The organism is Methylobacterium ajmalii (assembly GCF_016613415.1).
Classification (GTDB): Bacteria; Pseudomonadota; Alphaproteobacteria; order Rhizobiales; family Beijerinckiaceae; genus Methylobacterium; species Methylobacterium ajmalii.
This window is the reverse complement of the sequence record NZ_JACWCT010000080.1, coordinates 12309-30694: the sequence shown is the minus strand read 5'-3', so window position 1 is coordinate 30694 and position 18386 is coordinate 12309. Positions and strand designations below refer to the sequence as shown.

Below are 18386 nucleotides of genomic sequence, written 5' to 3'. Positions count from 1 at the left end.
CAGAAGTTTCCCCGGGCGGCCTCCTGCAGGATCAGCTTGTCAAGCGTGAGATCCGCGATCGCCTTGCGCAGCCGCTGGTTCTCGGTCTCCAGCTCCTTCATCCGGCGCACCTGGTCGGACTTCAGCCCGCCGAACTCCTTGCGCCAGCGGTAATACGTGACCTCGGTCACGCCAATCGCCCGGATCGCATCAGCCACGCTCTGCCCCTGCGAGACCAGCACGTCCACCTGCCGCAGCTTGGCCACCACCTCTTCCGGCTTGTGCTTCTTCGTTCCCATCGCGTCCGTCCTCCGTCGGCTCAAAGCCATACTTCAGGGCGGACCACTCCGACGGGGGCTGACCAAGACCGGGGTGCCCCTCCCGAGTGATCCGCCTCGGCGCGGCTTCGGGTTCGATCTGCTCGAGCGGATGCTGCCGCACGAGTTGGGTGGGCAGACGAAGCTGACCCTCGCGCAGGGTGGCCTCCTGTGCACGATCACCGTGCCGCTCACTCCGCGGATCATCGTGGACGCATAGGGTCAAAATCCAATCAGCTTGATCGTATGAGGAGCTGCTTGCGACCCCGAGCAGTCATTCTGCTGGCGGGATTGGGATGTATGAAAAACGACCCATTCCTGACACGACGGCGGACCGGCTGGGACTGACGCGACTTACGCGAGAGCCGCGAATGCCGGCGGGTGTCAGCAAACCCTGTCAGGCATTCAAATGTAAGTAAAATGCTCCCAATCTCGGCCATTGCAGCCGCCGTCCCGGTCCATAGAGGACTACCCTACTGGACCGGTCGAGCCCGTCTGCACCCCTGTCGTCTTTGCGTGATGCCGGTCGTCAGGGGGTAGTTGGGAAGGGCTCAGGCTGCCTTGCGGGGCCGGCCCAATCCGCTGTTCTTCGCAAGCTCCGAGCGCTGAGCCGCGTAGGTAGCTGCTACCATCGGATAGTCATGCGGCAGGCCCCACTTGCGGCGGTATTCCTCCGGGGTGAGACCGCGCGTAGAGAGATGCCGCTTCAGTGACCTGTACTGCTTCCCGTCCTCGAGGCTGATCAGGTAGTCCGGGGTGACCGTCTTCTTGATGGGCACCGGCGGGGTCAGCTTCTCGGGCTCCTCGGCAACTGCCTGCCCCAGGTTCGTCAACGAGGTGTGGACCGACGCGATCAGGTCAGGCAGCGCCGCAACCGGAAGGGAGTTTTTGGACACGTAAGCCGACACGATGTCAGCGGCGAGCCCAACGAGAGTAGCCGATGAGCCTTGGTCTTGTTGCGACACGGAAAGCTTTCCCACTGCATGGCTCGGTTCACGAGCGAACAATGGCACCGTATCGAGCATCATACAGGATCGCACAACCCTAAGCAGGCGATACGCCTACCTGATCCAGTGGAGGACGACATCCTCAACGGCGAAATACACACCAACCGCGGCGATCACGAAATCTCCCGCAACGAGGAGCACGCCCGAGAGCGACAGCGTGCGCCGGGCACTCTGTCGTCGCCATGGATTGGTAGGATCCGACGTCACTCGGCTGCGCTGGTTTCGGCCTTCTTCGGCCGGCCGCGGCGTACAGGCTTAGCGTCGGCCGACGCGGTGACCACGGGATCGGGTGTGGCCCGCTTCTCAGCCACCTTCTTGGCTGCCGCCCGATCACGCCGGAGTTGGCCGAGGCCGAGGCTTTTGGCGAGCTCGGAGCGCTGGGCCGCGTAGGCGGCTGCCACCATCGGATAGTCGCGCGGCAGACCGTACTTCTGGCGGTACTCGTCGGGTGTCAGGCCGTTCGAGGTCAGGTGCCGCTTGAGCGACTTGTACGGCTTGCCATCGATGAAGCTGGTGATGGCGTCCGGGGTGACAGACTTGCGGATCTGGGCTGGTGTGATCTTGTGGTCCTCGGCCGGCGCGGCGGCGGGTTGGCCGAGGCCGCTCAGCGAAGCGTGTACCGAGGCGATCAAACCGGCCAGTTCGGCGACCGGGACGTTGTTCTTGCTCACATAGGCCGACACGATATCGGCCACGAGGTCGATGAATTCAGGCTGTTGGGCTTGGGGCTCGTCCGACACGTAAATCCTTTCTGACGCGAGGATCCATCCAGATCCGAACACGGAAAGTCCTATGGAGGACGGCCGGCGTCAGACAAGTCCCTGCCGGCATATGATCCCCGGCAATCTCAAGAATAAACTCCTTCGTCAGTACTTTGTCACACCGGACCGCTGCCATCGACGGCAACTTCAGCGCTGCGAAGCTCATGGATCCGCCGCACCCGTGACATCGACTCATAAGATCCCCCATGCCCGGTATCGCCCCCGCCCGGTGAGCTCGCGCAGGCCGAGTTCGGCCACGAGAGTCTGGGCGGCGCGAGGTGTGACGCCGAGCTCGTCTGCGATGGTCGTGGTGGATACCAGCGGGCGGGCAAGCACGAGGTCGATGAGGCGAGGCAGGCTTGAACTCCCCCGCCTGCCCCGCACCTTCGCCTGCAGGACCTCGCGCGCCAGCATCCATCGGTCGTGATCTCTCATGCCCTGCTCGGCACCCGCGGTGACGGCGCTGAGGACAGCCAGCCAGCGGGTCAGCGGGTCGCGCACGAGCCAGCGGTCGCGGGGCACGCGGCGGAGGGCGTTGGCGAGAGTGGGCAGGTGGTGTCGGGCCTTTTCGCGGGCGCGCAGGAGGTCGGCGGCGAGCAGGGATCCGAACCAGGCGCGGTGCTGGAGCGGCTCGAGGGCGGTCCAGGCATCGTAGGCGATGGTGGCGGCAAGGACCGGCGGCAGGGTGCGGGTATCGGCGACCACTTGGCGCCAGTTGCTGAGGCGGTCGGTCTCACCCCACTCCGGATCGTAGAGCATGGCCGATTTCTCTCTCACCGGACCGGGGTCGGTGAGGAGGCGGCTAGAACGGGCAATCAGGGCGTCGATGTCGGCGAGCTCGGCTGCGAAGGCGTCATCGACGTCCGCAAAATCCCCCTCCCTGTCCGCGGCTTCGAGTGACAGCCCGTCTGGTATCGGGGCCTGGTCGCGGTCCCCCGCTCCATCCGGATCCTCGGATAGGACGGCGAGACCTGTGGGGCTGGTAGCCCATCCGGGCTCGGCGGTGGCGATACGGCGGCGGGTGCGCAGGACGGCGTGGGCGCGGGTGAGCTCCTGCGAGGGGGCGTGCCGATCGCGACCGGCGTCGTGGAGGACGAGGTCCTCGAGGAGGACCAGGTCGCCGTGGAGGGCGAGGCTGGCGCAGGCGTCGGCGAAGTCGGTGCGGGCGCACCAGCCGTCGCGGAGAGGGCTGGTGGCGAGGAGCTGGTCGAGACGAGCGAGGGCGTCTTCAGCGGCGGCCAGCGGCGTGGCGAGGGCGGTCCAGGGGAGCGGTTCTAGCAGGCGGTAAACCATTGTTCTTCTTGTACCAACGCGTCGTCACGGAAGCGACAACGCATTTTGCTTCGCGCACCGGCATCACTGCGTGAGTGCTGCCCTGACCATTGATAATTTGCCCTTATCGATGGTGATAGACTCAGGGCCCTAAATCGGCTTGGATGCGGTCTAGATCCCTGCTGAAGCCCGCCCGCGATGTCCGATCCCACCCCTGCTCTCCTCTCGGATCCGACTCTCGCCCGGGAGCGCGACCTCGACGCCCTCGCTGGGCTCCTGCCGTTCGATGCCCGCGAGCGCCTCGCCCTCCTCCTCACCGACGAAGATGCCGCCACCCTCAAGCACCTCGCCCGCTCCGGCATGGGCGCCAACACGCTCCGGGCGCTCGCCTCCGACCTCGGCTACCTCGAGGCCTGGTGCCTGGCTGCCACCGGCCACCCCCTGCCCTGGCCGGCAACCGAGGCCCTGGCGCTGAAGTTCGTCGTTCATCACCTCTGGGATCCGGCAGAGCGCGAGAGCGACCCCCGCCACGGGATCCCCGATGCCGTCGCCGACGCCCTCCGGGCCCGCGGCCTGCTGCGGGTCTCCGGCCCCCATGCGGTCTCGACCGTGCGCCGGCGCCTCGCCCACTGGTCGACCCTACATCGCTTCCGCGGCGTCGAAGGCCCCTTCAAGGCGCCGCGCCTGCGCACCGCCCTCTCGCTGGCCGTCCGGGCGAACCGGCGGCCGCGCGCCCGCAAGAGCGCGCGGGCGGTCACTGCCGCGGTCATCGAGAAACTGCTCGCCACCTGTCTGTACGAGCATCGGTTGGTCGACGTGCGCGACCGAGCCTTGCTGCTGGCCGCCTTCGCGTCGGGCGGCCGGCGCCGGGCCGAGGTGGCGGGCCTGCGGGTCGAGGACCTAGTGCGCGAGGCTCCCGTGCTACGCGATCCGGCCGACCCGGATAGCCCCATGGTCGCGAAGATCACGATCCGGCTCGGACGCACCAAAACCACCACGGCCGAGGACGACGCCCGCGTGGTGGTGATCGGGCGCGCTGCCACCGCTCTGCTCGACTGGCTGACGCTCGCCAAGATCGAGAGCGGGGCGGTGTTCCGGCGCATCGACCGCTGGGGTCTTCTCGGCACGACGGCGCTCGATCCGCAGAGCGTGAACGCGATCCTGAAGGCGCGCTGCGCCCGAGCCGGGCTCGACCCGGCGCTGTTCTCGGCGCACGGACTACGGTCGGGGTTCATGACCGAGGCCGGGAAGCAGGGCGTGCCGCTGCCCGAAGCGATGCAGCTCTCGCAGCACCGCTCGGTGCAGCAGGCGGCGCGCTACTACAACGAGGCCGAGATCGACAAAGGCAAGGCCGTCCGGCTGATCTGAGATACCAGGCAAAGCTTGGACAAAAGCTCCCCCTGATCAGAGCATGCCAAAGGCAGCGACCTCTTGCGCGGGACAGGCTGTGGTCGGTCAAGGCGCACCCCCAACGCGTCGTTCAAAGTGCGTGGAAGTTAGTGCAAACCCCTACAATGTCGTAGCACGGTGATGTAGTATGGGGCCATGAAAGTTGTCCGGCTGAAGCCCTATGTCCGGGCGATGAGGAGCATGGGGCTTAGCGAGGAGGCTCAGGCTGCGATCGAATTGTCGATCGTCCGAGCCCCTGAAGCGCACCCCATGATCCGTGGTCTACGTGGGGCTCGTAAAGCGCGTTTCCCTCTGCCTGGACGTGGAAAGAGCGGGGGTGGGCGCACCGTCTACTACGTCGCGGTCGCGCCAGGAGTGCTGTTCATGATGACGGCCTACCCGAAGAATGAGCGGGATGACCTCTCACCGGAGCAACGGAAGGCGATCCTCGAAGCGATCGCGAGCATCAAAGGAGTCGAACCATGACGCAGAGCCCTCAGCAGCCTAACGACTCTCGGGTCGGTGACGATCTGGTCGAGGCGTTTCAGGAGATGGCCGCCTACCTGCGTGGTGAGGTCGAAGCCGAGAGCTATGAGGTGCCCGACGATGTGCTGACGCCTGAGCGGGTGCAAGCGATCAGGCGCAAGGTGGCTCCGTCAACGAAGGAGTTCGAGCGACAATTTCGGATCTCGGCACGGACGATGGAAGCCTACGAGCAAGGGCGTCGTCGACCTGACGCCACGATGCAGACGCTCTTACGCGTCATCGAGCGTGAGCCAGATGCCGTGCGCCGAGCTCTCGCGTCGTAGTGTCCTGATGGATGCTCAACATCAGCTCGACCAGCACTACGGCGATAACGTTGTGATCGAGCCTCAATCAAGATGCACATCATAGATGGAGCCGGCTTGAGACGGATCCGGGCCGTCGAGAGCTAGCTCGGCGACCACGAGCGTGTTGGGGGTTGATCACTGTACGCTGTCTTTCTCAGTCATGACTGAGGGCAGCCGTTCCTAAATCAGATCTGCATGTGTGACCTAGTGCTGCCGCGCCCGCCCACTCACCACGTCACCAAGCACCTGCAGCAGGGGATCGGGAGCGACCACTTCCGGTTGAAGCGGGCGATGTCGCGGGTCGGCAGGTTCCACTCCTTCCACACGGCGTGGCGCACGATCCGGGGCTTCGAAGCCATGCTGTGGCTGCGCAAGGGCTTCGGGTATGCGGGTGCCTGGACGGCGCGGGAGCAGAACCAGCTGCTCGCCTGCTGCTTCGGATTTCCCGTCGCGAACAAAGCGTAAGAGCGGGGCGGCAGAGCCCCTTCTGCGGCCTGGACCCGAGTTTGCGACATGTGTGGACGGCCCCTGCGGTGCAAGCGGAAAAGGGATGCTGCCCGGTCGGGGTGCAGTCATGTGTCCGGCCTGTCGACGCGGCGCTCATGGCCGCTGGCCCTGATGAAGTCCGCGACTGAGGTCCCTATCAAGCCATCGCGCCTGAAAGCGCATGTCGCAAAGCGGGCTCCCCTCAATCCCGGCTCGACCGGTTCGTCATCACCTCTCAGCACCTCGCACCCCCGTCGCCGGCAAGAGGACCGGCAGGCGGGATCTCGTCAGACGGCGGGCGCTCTGTAGACCTCGCCGCGCATCATCACCGCCCAGGCGATCCGGGCGGTCTTGTTGGCAAGCGCCACCGACACGACCCGCGCGGGCTTGCGCTCCAGGAGCCGCTTGGCCCAGGCGCGTCCGGGATTGTCCTGGCGCGCCACCCGGATCACCGCCGTGGCCCCCACAACGAGCAGCCGGCGGATCGTTCCGTCGCCCTGCTTGCTGATCCTCCCAAGCCGCTCCTTGCCGCCGCTGCTCTGGGACCGCGGCGTCAGACCGAGCCAGGCTGCAAACTGACGGCCAGAGCGGAACAGGGTCGGGTCAGGGACGGCCGCCGCGATCGCACTGGCGGTGATCAGCCCGATGCCGGGGATGGTCAGGAGGCGACGGCTCGCGGCGTCGGCCCGGCACCAGGCGAGGATCTCCGTCTCGGCCTTCTTCACGTCCTCGGCGACCGCCTCAATCTGGCCGATGAGGTGGCGGATCGCTGATCGGGCCAACTCCGGCAGGCTGGCCTGATCGGCCCTGAACTGCGCGATGGCGCTCCTCACGCCGACAGCACCCTGGGCTGCCACGATGCCGAACTCGGCCAGATGCCCGCGGAGCGCGTTGATCAGCATGGTCCGCTGACGGACGAGCAGATCGCGCACCTTGTGCAGCATCAGCACCGCCTGTTGGTCGGTCGTCTTGATGGCGACGAAGCGCATGGTCGGCCGTTGAACGGCCTCCGCGATCGCCTCGGCATCGGCGGCGTCGGTCTTGCCGCGCTTAACGTAGGGCTTCACGTAGGCCGGCGGCATCAGCTTGACGGTATGGCCGAGCTTCGTCAGCTCGCGCGCCCAGTGATGGGCGGTGCCGCAGGCTTCCATCCCAATCAGGCACGGCGCAAGCTTGGCGAAGAAGGGCAGGACTTCGGTTCGGCGCAACGGCCGACGCACGAGGACTTTGCCCTGCGGATCGAGGCCGTGAACCTGGAAGACGTTCTTCGCCAGATCGAGGCCGATGGTGCTAACCTGTGCCATGGACGGCTCCTGCCGATGAGACCCAACGACCTCATCCTGGCACAGCGATGCCGGAGCAGGGGCCGTCCACACCATCAGGCCCTCGCCCACCGGTTGACCTTGCTTTCGTGGCGTCGACGGACCCAAGGCAGAGGGCCGGAGCCGCCGTAGCAGCTCCGGCCCTCGTATAATTAGGCCATGTTCGTGATCACACGGCAGCGCTGGACGATGCGGCCCAGTTCTTCCTGGGTAACCACGACACGGGTCAGCCCCACGGCGTTCAGACTGATGCTGAAGCAGCCCGGGCGGGTCGGCGAGGGGACGATCGCATCATCGATGCGCGCTCCCACCACTCCCATCGCGAGTTCCTCAACGTCGCTCAAGGGCACTTGCAGGCTCATGTCGCCCACCTGGGTCGGCACGATCTGCTCACCATCGAGCTCAACCGCAGTACCGAACTCAACCATTGCGTTAAACCCTTTCGCTACAAACCGTCCGCTCGCGGCGGACACCCAACCAGTACGGGGCCTGCAGGCAAAAAGATCGCGACTCGGTCGGCAGAGTTTTTGGTTAACGAGGCGTATATGGGCATTCTTGATCTCCGTTTCGGGTACTTCGCACGCGGCGGCCCTAACACAGTTATCGACGACATGGGATCAGCCTTTAACAGGAAGAGACAAGATGAAATAAATCAATTCAGTAACTGGTTTTCGCTAAAGCGGCGGACATTCAAGCAATTCATGACTAGCGATACACTTGCAAAGAGGCAAAAATTCGAAATTAAGTCGGACAACTGTCGACTAAATATACAAAATCTGCTTCAGATATCAGAGATATCAGATGCAAGATTTTCGGTAGTCATTGGAAATGTAGATGGCGATCTAAGAAATCAGGACGTTTTTCATACAGAAAATAGCATGGACATACTACAAATAATCCATGATAAAATAGAAAATTTCCAAATACAAATTTTCAGTATCAATGATGAAGTAGCTCCACTTACGCCAAATATATTGAATTCAAAGAATGATAACGAGGTTCCATTCTATCTCATGAATAATGCCGTGCGCTCTAGAGAAAGTATAAATTATTGGATCAAACGAAATATAAAATAATATTAATACCTAGAAAAAATACGGAGGCACATCTTCCTGCGAGCGGCAGCCTGGCGCATGGTGAGGCTTGTAACCAGAGTAGCACGAGATGAGGCAAGCATGTCGAGTATGACCATTGGCCTGCGGCCTTCTTTATGCCCGTGCGCTTACGCAGCTCGCAACTCGACGCTGATACGCTCGCGGATGAGTTCGCGCTCGAACTGAGCGAGTGCGACAACAAGGGAACACCGGCTCGATCTTGCATACCGGCTGCGCTCTGACGGAGACAATTCTAACGAAGCCTTGTCTCCGTTCTCGTCCTGTTCAAGATGGTCAACAGCTACTTCACCGGCTCGCTCAAGGTTGATCTACGCCGCATCCCGTATGCTCACGTGTACGGCTTTATGGCATCGCCATGCATCGTCCCGACCTTCCTCTCCGCGCCGGCCTCGTCCTCGTTGTCGTGCTCGCCACTTTCCTGCTCGGCTACCCGGCCGCGTACCTCGCGAGCCACGGCCTCGACGCGCGGGTCTGGCCGTCTTTGCGAGGAACCCCCGCCGACTGGTTCACGCCGGAGGGCAGCGGCCTGCGCGCTTGGATCGGCGGCTTTGTCCGCATGGCCGGCACTTACCTCAACATGGCGCTCGGCCGTGCGCAGGCGCTCCCCGGCGGCGGCCGCGAGGCTTTCCTTCTCGTCTGGGGAGCCGCCGTCGCGCTCGGCACCATCATCCTGATGGGCGGGCGCCTCGTGCCGCTGCGCCACCGCCTGCGCCGCTTCGGCGACGCGCAGTTCGCCTCGCCGCGCGCGCTTGCCCGCATGCGCAAGGGCATCGAGCTCGGCCTCGATCCGGATACGGGTCGAGCCGTGCGCGTGCAGGTCGAGGGTAACCTGCTCACCATCGCGCCGCCACGCACGGGCAAGACCAGCGGCTTGATCCTGCCCAACCTCGCCTTCCCCGAACCTGGTGCCTGGGCCGGCCCTGCCGTGGTGATCGACCCCAAGGGCGACGTCGTGCGCGCCGTACGCCGACGGCGCGAGAGCATGGGTCAGACGGTCTACGTGCTCGATCCGCTCGACCTCGCTGGCGGCATGGATCGCTGGGACCCGCTGCTCGGCCTCGATCCCGAGGACGTGCTGGAACTGCAGAGCATGGCCCGTGCCCTCCTGCCGGAGACCGGCCAGACCAGCGAGGCCGGTGCCTTCTTCCGCGACCGGGCCGGTGTCCTCATCGTGGCAGCGCTCCAATGCGCGATCCGGGCCGGACAGGGCGCGCCCGAGGCCGCGGCCCTGGTGCGCGATCCCGAGGTGCTGCGCGCGGCGCTCGAGGGGCACGACGACGCGGTCGCCTGCGACGCGCGCGGCATCCTCGACTCCGACGACGAGAAGAGCCGCGCCAGCATCCTCACGACCGCGGCACAGAGCTTCAGCTGGATGCTGGATCCACGCATGCAGAGGATCGTGACCGGTCACAGCTTCCGCCTCGACGCGCTCTGCGCGGGCGACGCCGACCTCTACATCGTGCTGCCGGCCGACGACCGCCGCAAGGAGATGGCGCCCTACGTGCGCTGGTTGCTCGCCGCCCTGTTCAGCACCGTGCGGCGCAGGCCTGTCGCTGAGCGCCTGCTGGTCATCATCGACGAGGCCTACGTGCTCGGGCGCTTCGACGCGGTCCTGCGCGGGACTGGCGAGCTGCCGGGCTACGGCGTGTCATTGTGGACCTTCTGGCAGTCGGAGGCGCAGATCGTCGACACCTATGGTGAAGCGGGTGCGGCCATCCTGCGCGACACGGCCGAGGCACTGATGCTGTTCAACCTCTCGGGCGCGCAGGGCGCGGAACGCGAGCGCTGGTCGAACGCGCTCGGCACCTTCACGGGCGTGCAGGAGACGATCTCGCGCGATCCAACCACCGGCCGGGAGACGAAGAGCGTGGCGCCCGGACCTGAGGCGCTGGTGCCGGCCTCCGAGCTCGCCCGCCTGACCCAGCGCCACAGCCTGGTCTTCCTCAACAGCGCGTCCTACACCACCGACCCGCTCAAGCTGCGCAAGACCTTCGCCCACCGCGACGCGCGCTTTGCCGGCCTGCTCGATCCGGTGGCGCCGGTGCGGGCGACCGCCTGAAGACGGCCACCCAGAACCGTTCGGCAGCCCTCGCGCGAGGGCCTCTGCCGCCGGGGCGGCTCAGGCGAGGATGACCAGGGCTGATCGTTATCGGGCGAAGTCGAGCCCGGTGCGCCAGACCTTGCCGTGTCCGTAGCCCTGACGCGGATACCAGACCCGCATCTGCGCCACGTCGGTGCCGAGCTGCTCGACCGCGACCCAGCTCCGGGCCGGCACGGTGTAGGCCTGCACGCGGCCGTCCGGTCCGACCACGTTGCTGGCCAGCGCCTGCGTTGCGATCGCCACGCGCGGTGTGTTGGACCAGGCCGTGGAGAGGCAGACGCCGCCGAGGGCGACGAGGCCCAGCACGGCCGGGTGCAGGAGCTGGCGCAGGAGCGCTGCCCCGAGGCGCCGGCCGAGCGCCTGCAGCCGGCCATTCGGCTGCCAGCGGCGGCGTGGCCGGACGAGGCTCGCCTGGAGCGAGCGGCGCAGGCTGATCCGATCCGGGCCGACGAGAGCCGGGTCGTCGAGGTGGGTCAGACGCTCGCGCGGCGCCAGCCGCAGGAGCTCGGCCAACCGGGCGCGGCTCGCCTGCTCAACCCGCCGCGTGGCTGCTCGCTCGGCCTCTTGCGCTGCTTGCAGGCGCGCCTCGACCGTGGAAGGCTGGGTCCGAGAGGGCAGGCGTGCCATGCGCCCTCAGCCCTCCAGCCAGCGCGCGGCCGGACCGGCGGCCTGCATGGCCTTGGACCGGAAGCCGGTGAGATCCTCGATGATGCGTCCCGCCTCGGCAAAGCCGTAGCGCCCGGTCAGGCTGTCCTCAGCCGCGGTGAGGTCCTCGCCGATGAAGCGCAAGCCGCCCTTCTGCAGGAGCTCGTTGGCGCGCTCATCCAGGCTGAGCTTTTCCAGTCGGGTCAGGGTGACATCCTTGGCAAAGGCCTTCAGAGCCTTCGGATCGACCGCACCCTCGATCTGGTTCTCGACCGCAAAGCGCGCCGCCGTGAAGGGGCGGGCGAGATCGAGCAGGACCGGAGCGTTGGCGAGCGCACCGGGTTCGCTGGTGAGCACGACGAGGAGGGCGAACTCGACGCCGCGGCGAGCGTAGCGCGCCTGCGCCTCGCCGATCAGCGGGAGGAGCGAGCCGGCCGTGTTGGCGCCGACATCGACGATGACCGGCCCTTGTGCGCCTGCGATGGCGTTGAGCGGCCCGTCGAACTCAGCGCGCGCGGCCGCGCCACCCGTGCGGTTGATCTCACCGCGCTCGGCCCGCACGGGGAAGAAGCTGACGCGGTCCTCCAGCTCGATCAGGCGGCGGTTGGCCTCGATCTCGATCAGGTGAGCGGAGGGCAGGCACTCGGCGAGCGCGCGCACCAGCACGGTCTTGCCGGAGCCGCCCTTGTCCTGGGCAACGAGGAGGATGCGGGGCATGGATGGACCTTCTTCAGGGCTTCTTCAGGAGGCGGTGTAGATCGTCGAGGCCGGCACGCCGGATCTCTTCCTCCGTGGCGCGCGCGCCGGATCCTGGCGGGGTGGGGCGAGCTGGCAGAGGGGCCGGTGTGGCAGAGGGCGGCAGCGAGCTTGCGGGTGCGCTGGGTGAGATCGCTTCGGGCGAGACGGTGAGATCAGGCCGTGCGCGGCGTCGGGCCTCGCGCTCGGCCTTGCGGCGCTCTTGAGCCTCGACCTGGGTGACGATGGCGGTGAGCCGCGTGGCGGTCAGGGGCTTGCCCGCACCCTGTGTCACCCCTTGTGCGCTCATGGCTTCGGCGATAGCAGCCCAGGTCACGCCGGCCGCGCGCAACTCGCGGATGACGGGCAGGCCGGCGCGCACGGCGCGGGTGACGCCAGTGGTTTCGCGGCCGATGCCGGCATCCGGCCTCTGGGCCTGGGCACGCTTGGCATCCCGGGCCAGGCGCTTGGGATCGAGGCTCTTGGGATCGGGGGGCATGCCCCCTGCGCTAGGGGCCCGCCGGTTAACGGCACCTTGGCTGCCAGGCATTGCCAGGGCTGCCAGCCTCTGCCGTTGGCTTTGCCGTTAAAGAACCATAGCCTCTGTAGGATCACACCACACGCACTGAAGCTGCTTTTCGCTAACCGTACCGGGTTGGAGGGCGGAGGGAGGCTGGTTTGGCCCTTGTGGCGGCTCAGGTTCGGCTGTCAGGGTCGATCCGATCCCCCGCTATTCCCGCCGCCATGTCCGCAGCCCAAAGCCTGACGTTGACCCTCACACCCGAGCTCGCTGCCCGGCTCGCTGCCGCCACCGAGCGCACCGGCCTGCCGCCGGCCGAGCTCGTCCTGCGTGCGCTCGCCGATCACCTCGACGGGGTCACCGCCTACGGGCGGCTCGGCGAGGAGATGGCCTTCATCAAGGACCGGCTGGCCGAGCTGGCCGGGATCGTCGGCGAGGCTTTGGCCGAGCCGCCCCCCGCCGCGGTGGCCGAGATCTGCCGCTACCGGGCGCCGAAGGCTCCACCGGCGTGACCGCCTCGCTGCACGCGCTGGGACTCGGGGCGTCGGCCGGCACCTACTACACCCACGATCCCTACCGCGAGGCGAGGAACCGCGACGAGTACTACGTCCAGGATGGCGGAGGTCGCTGGTGGACGCAAGGACCGGCTGTCGTGCGCCACGGTGCGCCGATCATGCTGGAGAGCTTTCGCGACCTCTGCGCTGGGCTGGACCCAACGACTGGCCGGCCGCTGGTGCGCGGAGCCGGAGCCGGGCACCGGGCCGGCTGGGACCTAACCCTGACCGCACCCAAGACACTCTCTCTGCTCTGGGCCGCGAGCCGGCCGGAGCAGCGCACGCAGCTGGAGGCGATCCATGCCGCGGCCGTCGAGGAGGCGCTCGGCTTCCTGTGCGCGGAGGAGCTCGCCGAGGTGCGGCTCGGAGCCGGCGGACAGTGGCGCGAGGCACCGGCCGGCCTGATGGTCGGGCGCTTCGACCACTACACCTCGCGGGCGGGTGACCCAAATTGCCACACGCACTGCGTGCTTATCAACGCCGCTGCATCCCAGGATAGAAAATACAGGACCTTGGAGCCAGAACGGCTGTACCAGTGGCAGCTGGTGGTGGGCAGCGCCTACCGGGCGGCGCTCGCCGAGCGGCTCACGCGCGAGCTCAGCCTGCTTCTGCGCCCGGCCGGCCAAGGGCAGTTCGAGATCGCCGGCATCCCGCAAGCCGCCATCGAGGCCTTCTCCAAGCGCTCGGCTGCCATCGAGGCGCGGGTGGGCGGCGACCGAGCTGCCGCCTCAGGCGCGCAGAAGGAGATCGCCGCGCTTGCCACACGCGGCGCCAAGGCTGACCTGCCGACCGGTCCGGCCCTGGAGGCGCGCTGGACGGCGGAACTCTCCGCCCTCGACCTTGATCCCTGGCGCGCCGTGTCCGAGGCGGCCCGAGAGCTTGCCCCGGAGCACGAGGCCGAGCTGAGCGCAGAGCTGCCCTTCGACCCACCCGAAATTGCGGGCACGACGCCGGTGGCGCGTGCGGCCTCCGCCCTGTTCCGACACGAGAACGTGCTCTCCCGTAAGAGCTTGATCGAACGGGCGCTCGACGAGGCGGCGCTGCAGGGACTCGGACTGGCGGCGGTGCGTGCCGAACTGGCGGAGCTGGAGCGCTCTGAACAGCTCGTGCGGTTGGTGCGGCCCAAGCGAGACGTCTGCTGGACGACGCCTGGCATCGCGGCAGCCGAGGCCGCACTGCTGCGCGCGGCTGACCGGCCTGCGGCGGAGCATGTGATCCCGGCACCCATTGTGGAAGCGGTGCTCTCCTGCGCCCCCCAGCTGGCCGAGGAGCAGAAGCTGGCCCTACGCCACGTGAGCGGTGCGGCAGCGGTCAGTGTGCTGGAGGCGGGTGCCGGCACGGGCAAGACCACGACGGCGAAGGCACTGACCGAGATCGCACGGCGCTGTAAACTTCAAGTAATCGGCCTTGCCCCGAGCTGGGTCGCGGCGGACGAACTGCGCAGCTCGACCGGCATCCCGGCGCAGGCCATTGCCAAATGGCGCCACGACCACGCGCAGGGGGCGGGCACAAGCCTTGGTCCCGACAGCCTGGTGCTGGTGGACGAGGCCGGGATGGTGGGCACGAAGGACCTTGCCGCCATCCTGTCGGCGGCGGAGGCCGGCGGAGCCCGCGTGGTGCTGGTGGGTGATCGGCGCCAGCTCGCCTCGGTGGCGGGAGCGAGTGCTCTGCGGGCGGTGACCGACGTGCTCGGCCGCCACGCCACGCTCTTGGAGGTGCGGCGCCAGGTGGTGCCCTGGCAGCGGGCGGCCTCGGTGCTGATGGCGCGCGGCGAGGTGGAGGCAGGCTTGCGCGCCTATGCGAGCCGCGGCTGCATCGAGCTCGTCTCCGGCGACGCGGCCGTGCAGGAACGGGCGCTGGCGCTCTGGTCCGAGGCACGGGCGCGGCACGGCTCGGATGCAGTACTGATGGTGACGCGGCGCAACCGCGACGCGGCCGCACTGAACCGCGGGGCGCGCGCCCTGCTGCGAACGGAAGGCGTGCTGACCGGCCCTGACGTGGAGGTCACGGCGCGCGACCGCGAGAACAAGGCGCAGGCGCTGAGCTTGGCAGTCGGCGAGCGCCTCCGCTTCGGCGAGAGCTTGAGCCAGCACGGCATCCGCAATGGTACGCGCGCGATCGTGGAGGCGATCGGGCTGGACGAGGCCGGGGAGCTGCGCCTGCGGGTGCGGCTGGAGGATGGCCGGCAGGTCGAGGACGCCTATGCCGGCTTCGTGCCGCCGCAGAGGGGTCGGAGCAAGGCGCGGCTCCTGCCGCGGATCAGCCCGGGCTACGCTGGGACCGCCTACGCAGCGCAGGGCCGCACCTGCGAGGCGACGATCTACTGCGGGTTCACAGCGAGCGATGCACGCGAGCTCTATGTGGGGCTGACACGCCACCGGCAGGAGGCGCGTCTGGTGATCGAGCGGGAGCGGCTGGAGGCAGCGGTGCGGGTGCGACAGGCCGATCCGCACCTCGCCCCGAGCACGGCGGAGCTGCACGAGCGCCTGTTTATGGAGGCACGCCGCTACAGCGAGAAGGTGAACGTGGTCGATCATGTCGAGGATCGAACCGCGTTCGTGAGTAGCGGCGCGATCCCACCAGTTCGCTCCGAGCTGCGCCTCGATCTACAAGCCAGCTTCGGCGCCGCGCGTGCCCTGCGCCAAGTCTTGTGGGAGATTGGCACGATCCCTCAGCTCGCACTGCGGCAGTTGGCTAGGAACGTTCGGCAGGCAGAACGCGGCGTTGCACGGCGTGTGCAGCGGCTGATTGAGGACGGTCGCGGCACTCTGCCCCAGGCTATTCAGCGCGAGCGATCGGAACGCTCGCGCTCAAGAGCGGACTACGATCGCTGAAGATCCCCCGAGAATACATATGTGGGCTTGTTCCTGATCCAGCCCTGGATCCCACTTCAGTGTCGGTCACAGCACAGGGACGCCAGGCCAAAGTGCAGGCCGCTGAACCAACCCGTCGTGGTCGACACAAAGAAGGCCGACACAGCCAGCTGAATTGGCTCTTCCTTCATGAAGGCACATCTGGAGGGCGACGATCATCTTGTGAAATAGCCTTTCCTGGGCTGAGCAAGCGGTAGACGCTGGCTCGGCCAATTCCCAGCTGCCGGGCGATTGCCGAAGGACCCATCCCCTCCCCTGCCAGACGGCGTACCTCGTCGGCAGCAATCCGCGTCTTGCCGCCCTTGTAGACGCCGGCAGCCTTGGCCTTGGCGATCCCCTCCATCTGGCGCTCCCGCCGCAGGTTGGTCTCGAACTCGGCAAAGACTCCGAGCATGTCGAGGAAGGCCTTGCCGGCGGCGGTGCCGGTGTCGATCGGCTGCTCGGTGGCGACGAGCGAGGCGCCCTTGGCCTTGAGCTCACGCACGATGTCCTGGAGGTCGCCGAGGGATCGGGCAAGGCGATCGATGCGGGTGACCACGAGGGTGTCGCCGTTGCCGATGAAGTCGAGGACGGTGCGCAGCTCGGCGCGGCCGGTGACGGTGGATCCGGTGATCTTTTCGGATCGGATGACGCCACATCCTGCGGCAGTGAGGGCGGCGAGCTGAAGGGAGAGGTCCTGATCCGTGGTGCTGACACGCGCGTAGCCGATTTTGCCCATCATTCGTCTCACCAGGGTCTAGAGCTTCACTCCTATCTGTCTCATAACTCGTTTTGCAACCCTGTTGAGACGGCCACGACTGTCTCATGCGTCTGTCTCTCCAGGGTGTACCAAAGGGACAGACGGCCTCCTTCCGCCGGCGGCGGCTCGCCCTGGCGATGGGGCCGGATGCAGGGTGAGGCGTGGTCGAGCTGGGACCGCCCTCCCCTCCCCCGCAGGCGCTTGGCGTCGTTGACCGCGGCTTAACTCAGCGCGCAAGGCTTGCTTGACCTCTAGAGGTCAATATATCTAGAGATATAGAGGACAACGGTGCGCCAGCCGGCGCCGTTGCGTGAGGCAGCCAATGGCCTGCTGTTGCTCGTTACCTCTAGAGGACAATACCTCTACCTCTCTTGAGGACAACTAAAATGACTATCGTTTTCGTCGCCGCCGCGTGGTGCGCGATCGTGCTCGTCAACGCGACTCTAGTGTTCGTCACCATCGCGCTCACCGTCAGCGCCTAGACCTCTAGAGGTATTGATTTGTTGAGGCATTGAGGCGCAGAACCCCAGAGGGGTTGAGGAGGACACCCGTGCAGATCATTTCCGTCATGTCTCAGAAGGGAGGGGCGGGCAAATCCACCCTCACCCGCCAGCTTTCGACCGCCGCCGCCGAGGACGGCCCCGCCTTCATCATTGATCGCGATGTGCAGGCGACCGCCTCGAAATGGTGGGACCGCCGCCAAACCCTGACTCCGGCGCCCGAGCGGCCCGAGCTGTTCGAGCTCGCGACGGGTTCGCTCGCCGCCGAGATCGCCGAGGCTCGCGCGGCGGACGGCGTGCTGTTCGTCGACACCGCGCCCGCTGTCACCGAACGGGAGGCGGAGGCCGCCCGCGTCGCCGACCTGGTGATCGTCCCCGTGCGCCCGAGCGGCGACGACCTCGAGGCGGTGGGTGACACGCTCGCCATGCTGCGCCGCCTTGAGCGACGGGCCGTCATCGTCGTCAACTGCGCCAAGACGGTCGGCCGCGCCACCGAGGCGCGTGCGGCCCTGTCTGTCTACCCGGTGCCGGTCTGCCCGACGCACCTGGCCGACCGGACCGTATATCAGGACGCCCACACCGAGGGGCGGTCCGTTCTCGAGATGCGTGGCGCTGCCGCGCGCCAAGCGGCCGACGAGCTGCGCGCCGTGTGGCACTGGATCAGAGGCCAAATCAATGAGTGAGACACCTCCTCCCGCGCGTCCGAAGCGCACCATGGCGGCGCTGCTCAAGCCGCTCGATCCGCCGCCGCCCGCGCCCGCACCGGCGCCCGCCGTGCCCAGCGCGACGGCGCCAGCGCTCGACGCCGACACCGCGAAGCTGCGCCAAATCAACCTGTTCGTGACGGCCGAGGATCACGAACGGCTGCGCCGCTACAGCTTTGACGCCAAGCTCAGCTTGCAGAAGATCATTCACGAAGCCGTATCCGAGTATCTGCAACGGAAGGGGCATGCGGCCTTGCAGCCGGCGACGGCGCAGAGGCCGAGCGGGCGCAGGTGACGGCGGGCGGCCCCTCTCTTATTGAACTCAAGAGGCCTAGAGGCCCAGAGGTGTTGAGGAATAGAGGCCTAGGCCTCAATCGGTTTCGGGCGCGGGATCCTTCGTGCCCACGCCCGACCCGTTGCTCTTGAGGTCGAGAGGCATTGAGGTCTTGAGGCGCAAACCTTAAGAGGCCAATACGCGAATCCCTCACCGCGCGCCGGATCCTCCCCAGGGTCCGGCGCTCGCGATTCCAGGACTGG

19 protein-coding genes and 1 pseudogene are annotated in these 18386 nt (G+C 66.9%); 10 read left to right on the top strand and 10 right to left on the bottom strand.

The window, feature by feature from the left end:
• Window positions 1-278 (bottom strand): transposase (locus tag HPY23_RS15160; protein ID WP_200649642.1); only part of this gene is annotated, 278 nt, incomplete at its 3' end.
• A gap of 73 nt (window positions 279-351) precedes the next feature.
• Between HPY23_RS15160 and HPY23_RS15155 the strand changes: the two genes are divergently transcribed.
• Window positions 352-516 (top strand): hypothetical protein, encoded by a 165-nt coding sequence (locus HPY23_RS15155; protein ID WP_164712606.1) that lies wholly within the window; start codon window positions 352-354, stop codon window positions 514-516.
• 331 nt (window positions 517-847) lie between these two features.
• Here HPY23_RS15155 and HPY23_RS15150 read toward each other — a convergent pair whose 3' ends face one another.
• The 3 genes from HPY23_RS15150 to HPY23_RS15140 all read right to left on the bottom strand — a co-directional run bounded on the left by HPY23_RS15150 (window position 848) and on the right by HPY23_RS15140 (window position 3357).
• A complete protein-coding gene (locus HPY23_RS15150; RefSeq protein ID WP_395413968.1) occupies window positions 848-1324 on the bottom strand; it encodes a Ros/MucR family transcriptional regulator in 477 nt (158 codons plus the stop codon).
• 182 nt (window positions 1325-1506) lie between these two features.
• The gene (locus HPY23_RS15145) at window positions 1507-2043 is read right to left on the bottom strand and encodes a Ros/MucR family transcriptional regulator (protein ID WP_099957641.1); all 537 of its coding nucleotides are present in this window, start codon (window positions 2041-2043) and stop codon (window positions 1507-1509) included.
• A 213-nt stretch (window positions 2044-2256) separates the two neighbouring features.
• Window positions 2257-3357, bottom strand: coding sequence for an RHE_PE00001 family protein (locus HPY23_RS15140; RefSeq protein WP_099957642.1), 1101 nt, complete (start codon window positions 3355-3357; stop codon window positions 2257-2259).
• Window positions 3358-3534: 177 nt separating this feature from the next.
• On the opposite strand from HPY23_RS15140, the gene HPY23_RS15135 reads away from it, so the two are divergent.
• The 4 genes and pseudogenes from HPY23_RS15135 to HPY23_RS15120 all read left to right on the top strand — a co-directional run.
• Window positions 3535-4704 carry a tyrosine-type recombinase/integrase gene (locus HPY23_RS15135; protein ID WP_048463586.1) on the top strand — a complete coding sequence of 390 codons (1170 nt, stop codon included), beginning with the start codon at window positions 3535-3537 and terminating at the stop codon, window positions 4702-4704.
• A gap of 177 nt (window positions 4705-4881) precedes the next feature.
• The gene (locus HPY23_RS34085; RefSeq protein WP_082167311.1) at window positions 4882-5211 is read left to right on the top strand and encodes a type II toxin-antitoxin system RelE/ParE family toxin; all 330 of its coding nucleotides are present in this window, start codon (window positions 4882-4884) and stop codon (window positions 5209-5211) included.
• Window positions 5208-5534 carry a helix-turn-helix domain-containing protein gene (locus HPY23_RS15125; RefSeq protein ID WP_048463587.1) on the top strand — a complete coding sequence of 109 codons (327 nt, stop codon included), beginning with the start codon at window positions 5208-5210 and terminating at the stop codon, window positions 5532-5534. Before HPY23_RS34085 ends, HPY23_RS15125 begins: the two co-directional genes overlap by 4 nt.
• Window positions 5535-5762: 228 nt before the next feature.
• Window positions 5763-6020: pseudogene (locus HPY23_RS15120) on the top strand (DDE-type integrase/transposase/recombinase); the annotation flags it as partial.
• Between the two features lie 308 nt (window positions 6021-6328).
• On the opposite strand, the gene HPY23_RS15115 reads toward HPY23_RS15120, so the two are convergent.
• Window positions 6329-7345, bottom strand: a complete 1017-nt coding sequence (locus HPY23_RS15115; RefSeq protein WP_200601991.1) for an IS110 family RNA-guided transposase — start codon at window positions 7343-7345, stop codon at window positions 6329-6331.
• A gap of 170 nt (window positions 7346-7515) precedes the next feature.
• Window positions 7516-7791, bottom strand: a complete 276-nt coding sequence (locus tag HPY23_RS15110; protein WP_048463589.1) for a hypothetical protein — start codon at window positions 7789-7791, stop codon at window positions 7516-7518.
• 1042 nt (window positions 7792-8833) lie between these two features.
• Between HPY23_RS15110 and HPY23_RS15105 the strand changes: the two genes are divergently transcribed.
• On the top strand, window positions 8834-10537 hold the full coding sequence (locus HPY23_RS15105) for a type IV secretory system conjugative DNA transfer family protein (RefSeq protein WP_048463590.1): 1704 nt from the start codon (window positions 8834-8836) through the stop codon (window positions 10535-10537).
• Window positions 10538-10624: 87 nt separating this feature from the next.
• Here HPY23_RS15105 and HPY23_RS15100 read toward each other — a convergent pair whose 3' ends face one another.
• The 3 genes from HPY23_RS15100 to HPY23_RS15090 all read right to left on the bottom strand — a co-directional run bounded on the left by HPY23_RS15100 (window position 10625) and on the right by HPY23_RS15090 (window position 12458).
• On the bottom strand, window positions 10625-11206 hold the full coding sequence (locus tag HPY23_RS15100; protein WP_082167312.1) for a hypothetical protein: 582 nt from the start codon (window positions 11204-11206) through the stop codon (window positions 10625-10627).
• 6 nt (window positions 11207-11212) lie between these two features.
• A complete protein-coding gene (locus HPY23_RS15095; RefSeq protein WP_329618739.1) occupies window positions 11213-11884 on the bottom strand; it encodes a hypothetical protein in 672 nt (223 codons plus the stop codon).
• Between the two features lie 70 nt (window positions 11885-11954).
• Window positions 11955-12458 (bottom strand): hypothetical protein, encoded by a 504-nt coding sequence (locus HPY23_RS15090; protein WP_048463593.1) that lies wholly within the window; start codon window positions 12456-12458, stop codon window positions 11955-11957.
• 269 nt (window positions 12459-12727) lie between these two features.
• On the opposite strand from HPY23_RS15090, the gene HPY23_RS15085 reads away from it, so the two are divergent.
• Window positions 12728-12991 carry a hypothetical protein gene (locus HPY23_RS15085; protein ID WP_156295522.1) on the top strand — a complete coding sequence of 88 codons (264 nt, stop codon included), beginning with the start codon at window positions 12728-12730 and terminating at the stop codon, window positions 12989-12991.
• Window positions 12988-15867: a MobF family relaxase gene (mobF, locus tag HPY23_RS15080; RefSeq protein WP_048463595.1), complete on the top strand. Its 2880-nt coding sequence runs from the start codon at window positions 12988-12990 to the stop codon at window positions 15865-15867. Before HPY23_RS15085 ends, mobF begins: the two co-directional genes overlap by 4 nt.
• Window positions 15868-16033: 166 nt before the next feature.
• Here mobF and HPY23_RS15075 read toward each other — a convergent pair whose 3' ends face one another.
• The gene (locus HPY23_RS15075; protein WP_200601990.1) at window positions 16034-16624 is read right to left on the bottom strand and encodes a recombinase family protein; all 591 of its coding nucleotides are present in this window, start codon (window positions 16622-16624) and stop codon (window positions 16034-16036) included.
• Window positions 16625-17195: 571 nt separating this feature from the next.
• Here HPY23_RS15075 and HPY23_RS15070 point away from each other — a divergent pair.
• Both HPY23_RS15070 and HPY23_RS15065 read left to right on the top strand, forming a co-directional pair.
• Window positions 17196-17828, top strand: coding sequence for a ParA family protein (locus tag HPY23_RS15070; RefSeq protein WP_099957649.1), 633 nt, complete (start codon window positions 17196-17198; stop codon window positions 17826-17828).
• A 31-nt stretch (window positions 17829-17859) separates the two neighbouring features.
• A complete protein-coding gene (locus HPY23_RS15065) occupies window positions 17860-18144 on the top strand; it encodes a hypothetical protein (protein ID WP_099957650.1) in 285 nt (94 codons plus the stop codon).
• Window positions 18145-18386: the final 242 nt, after the last annotated feature.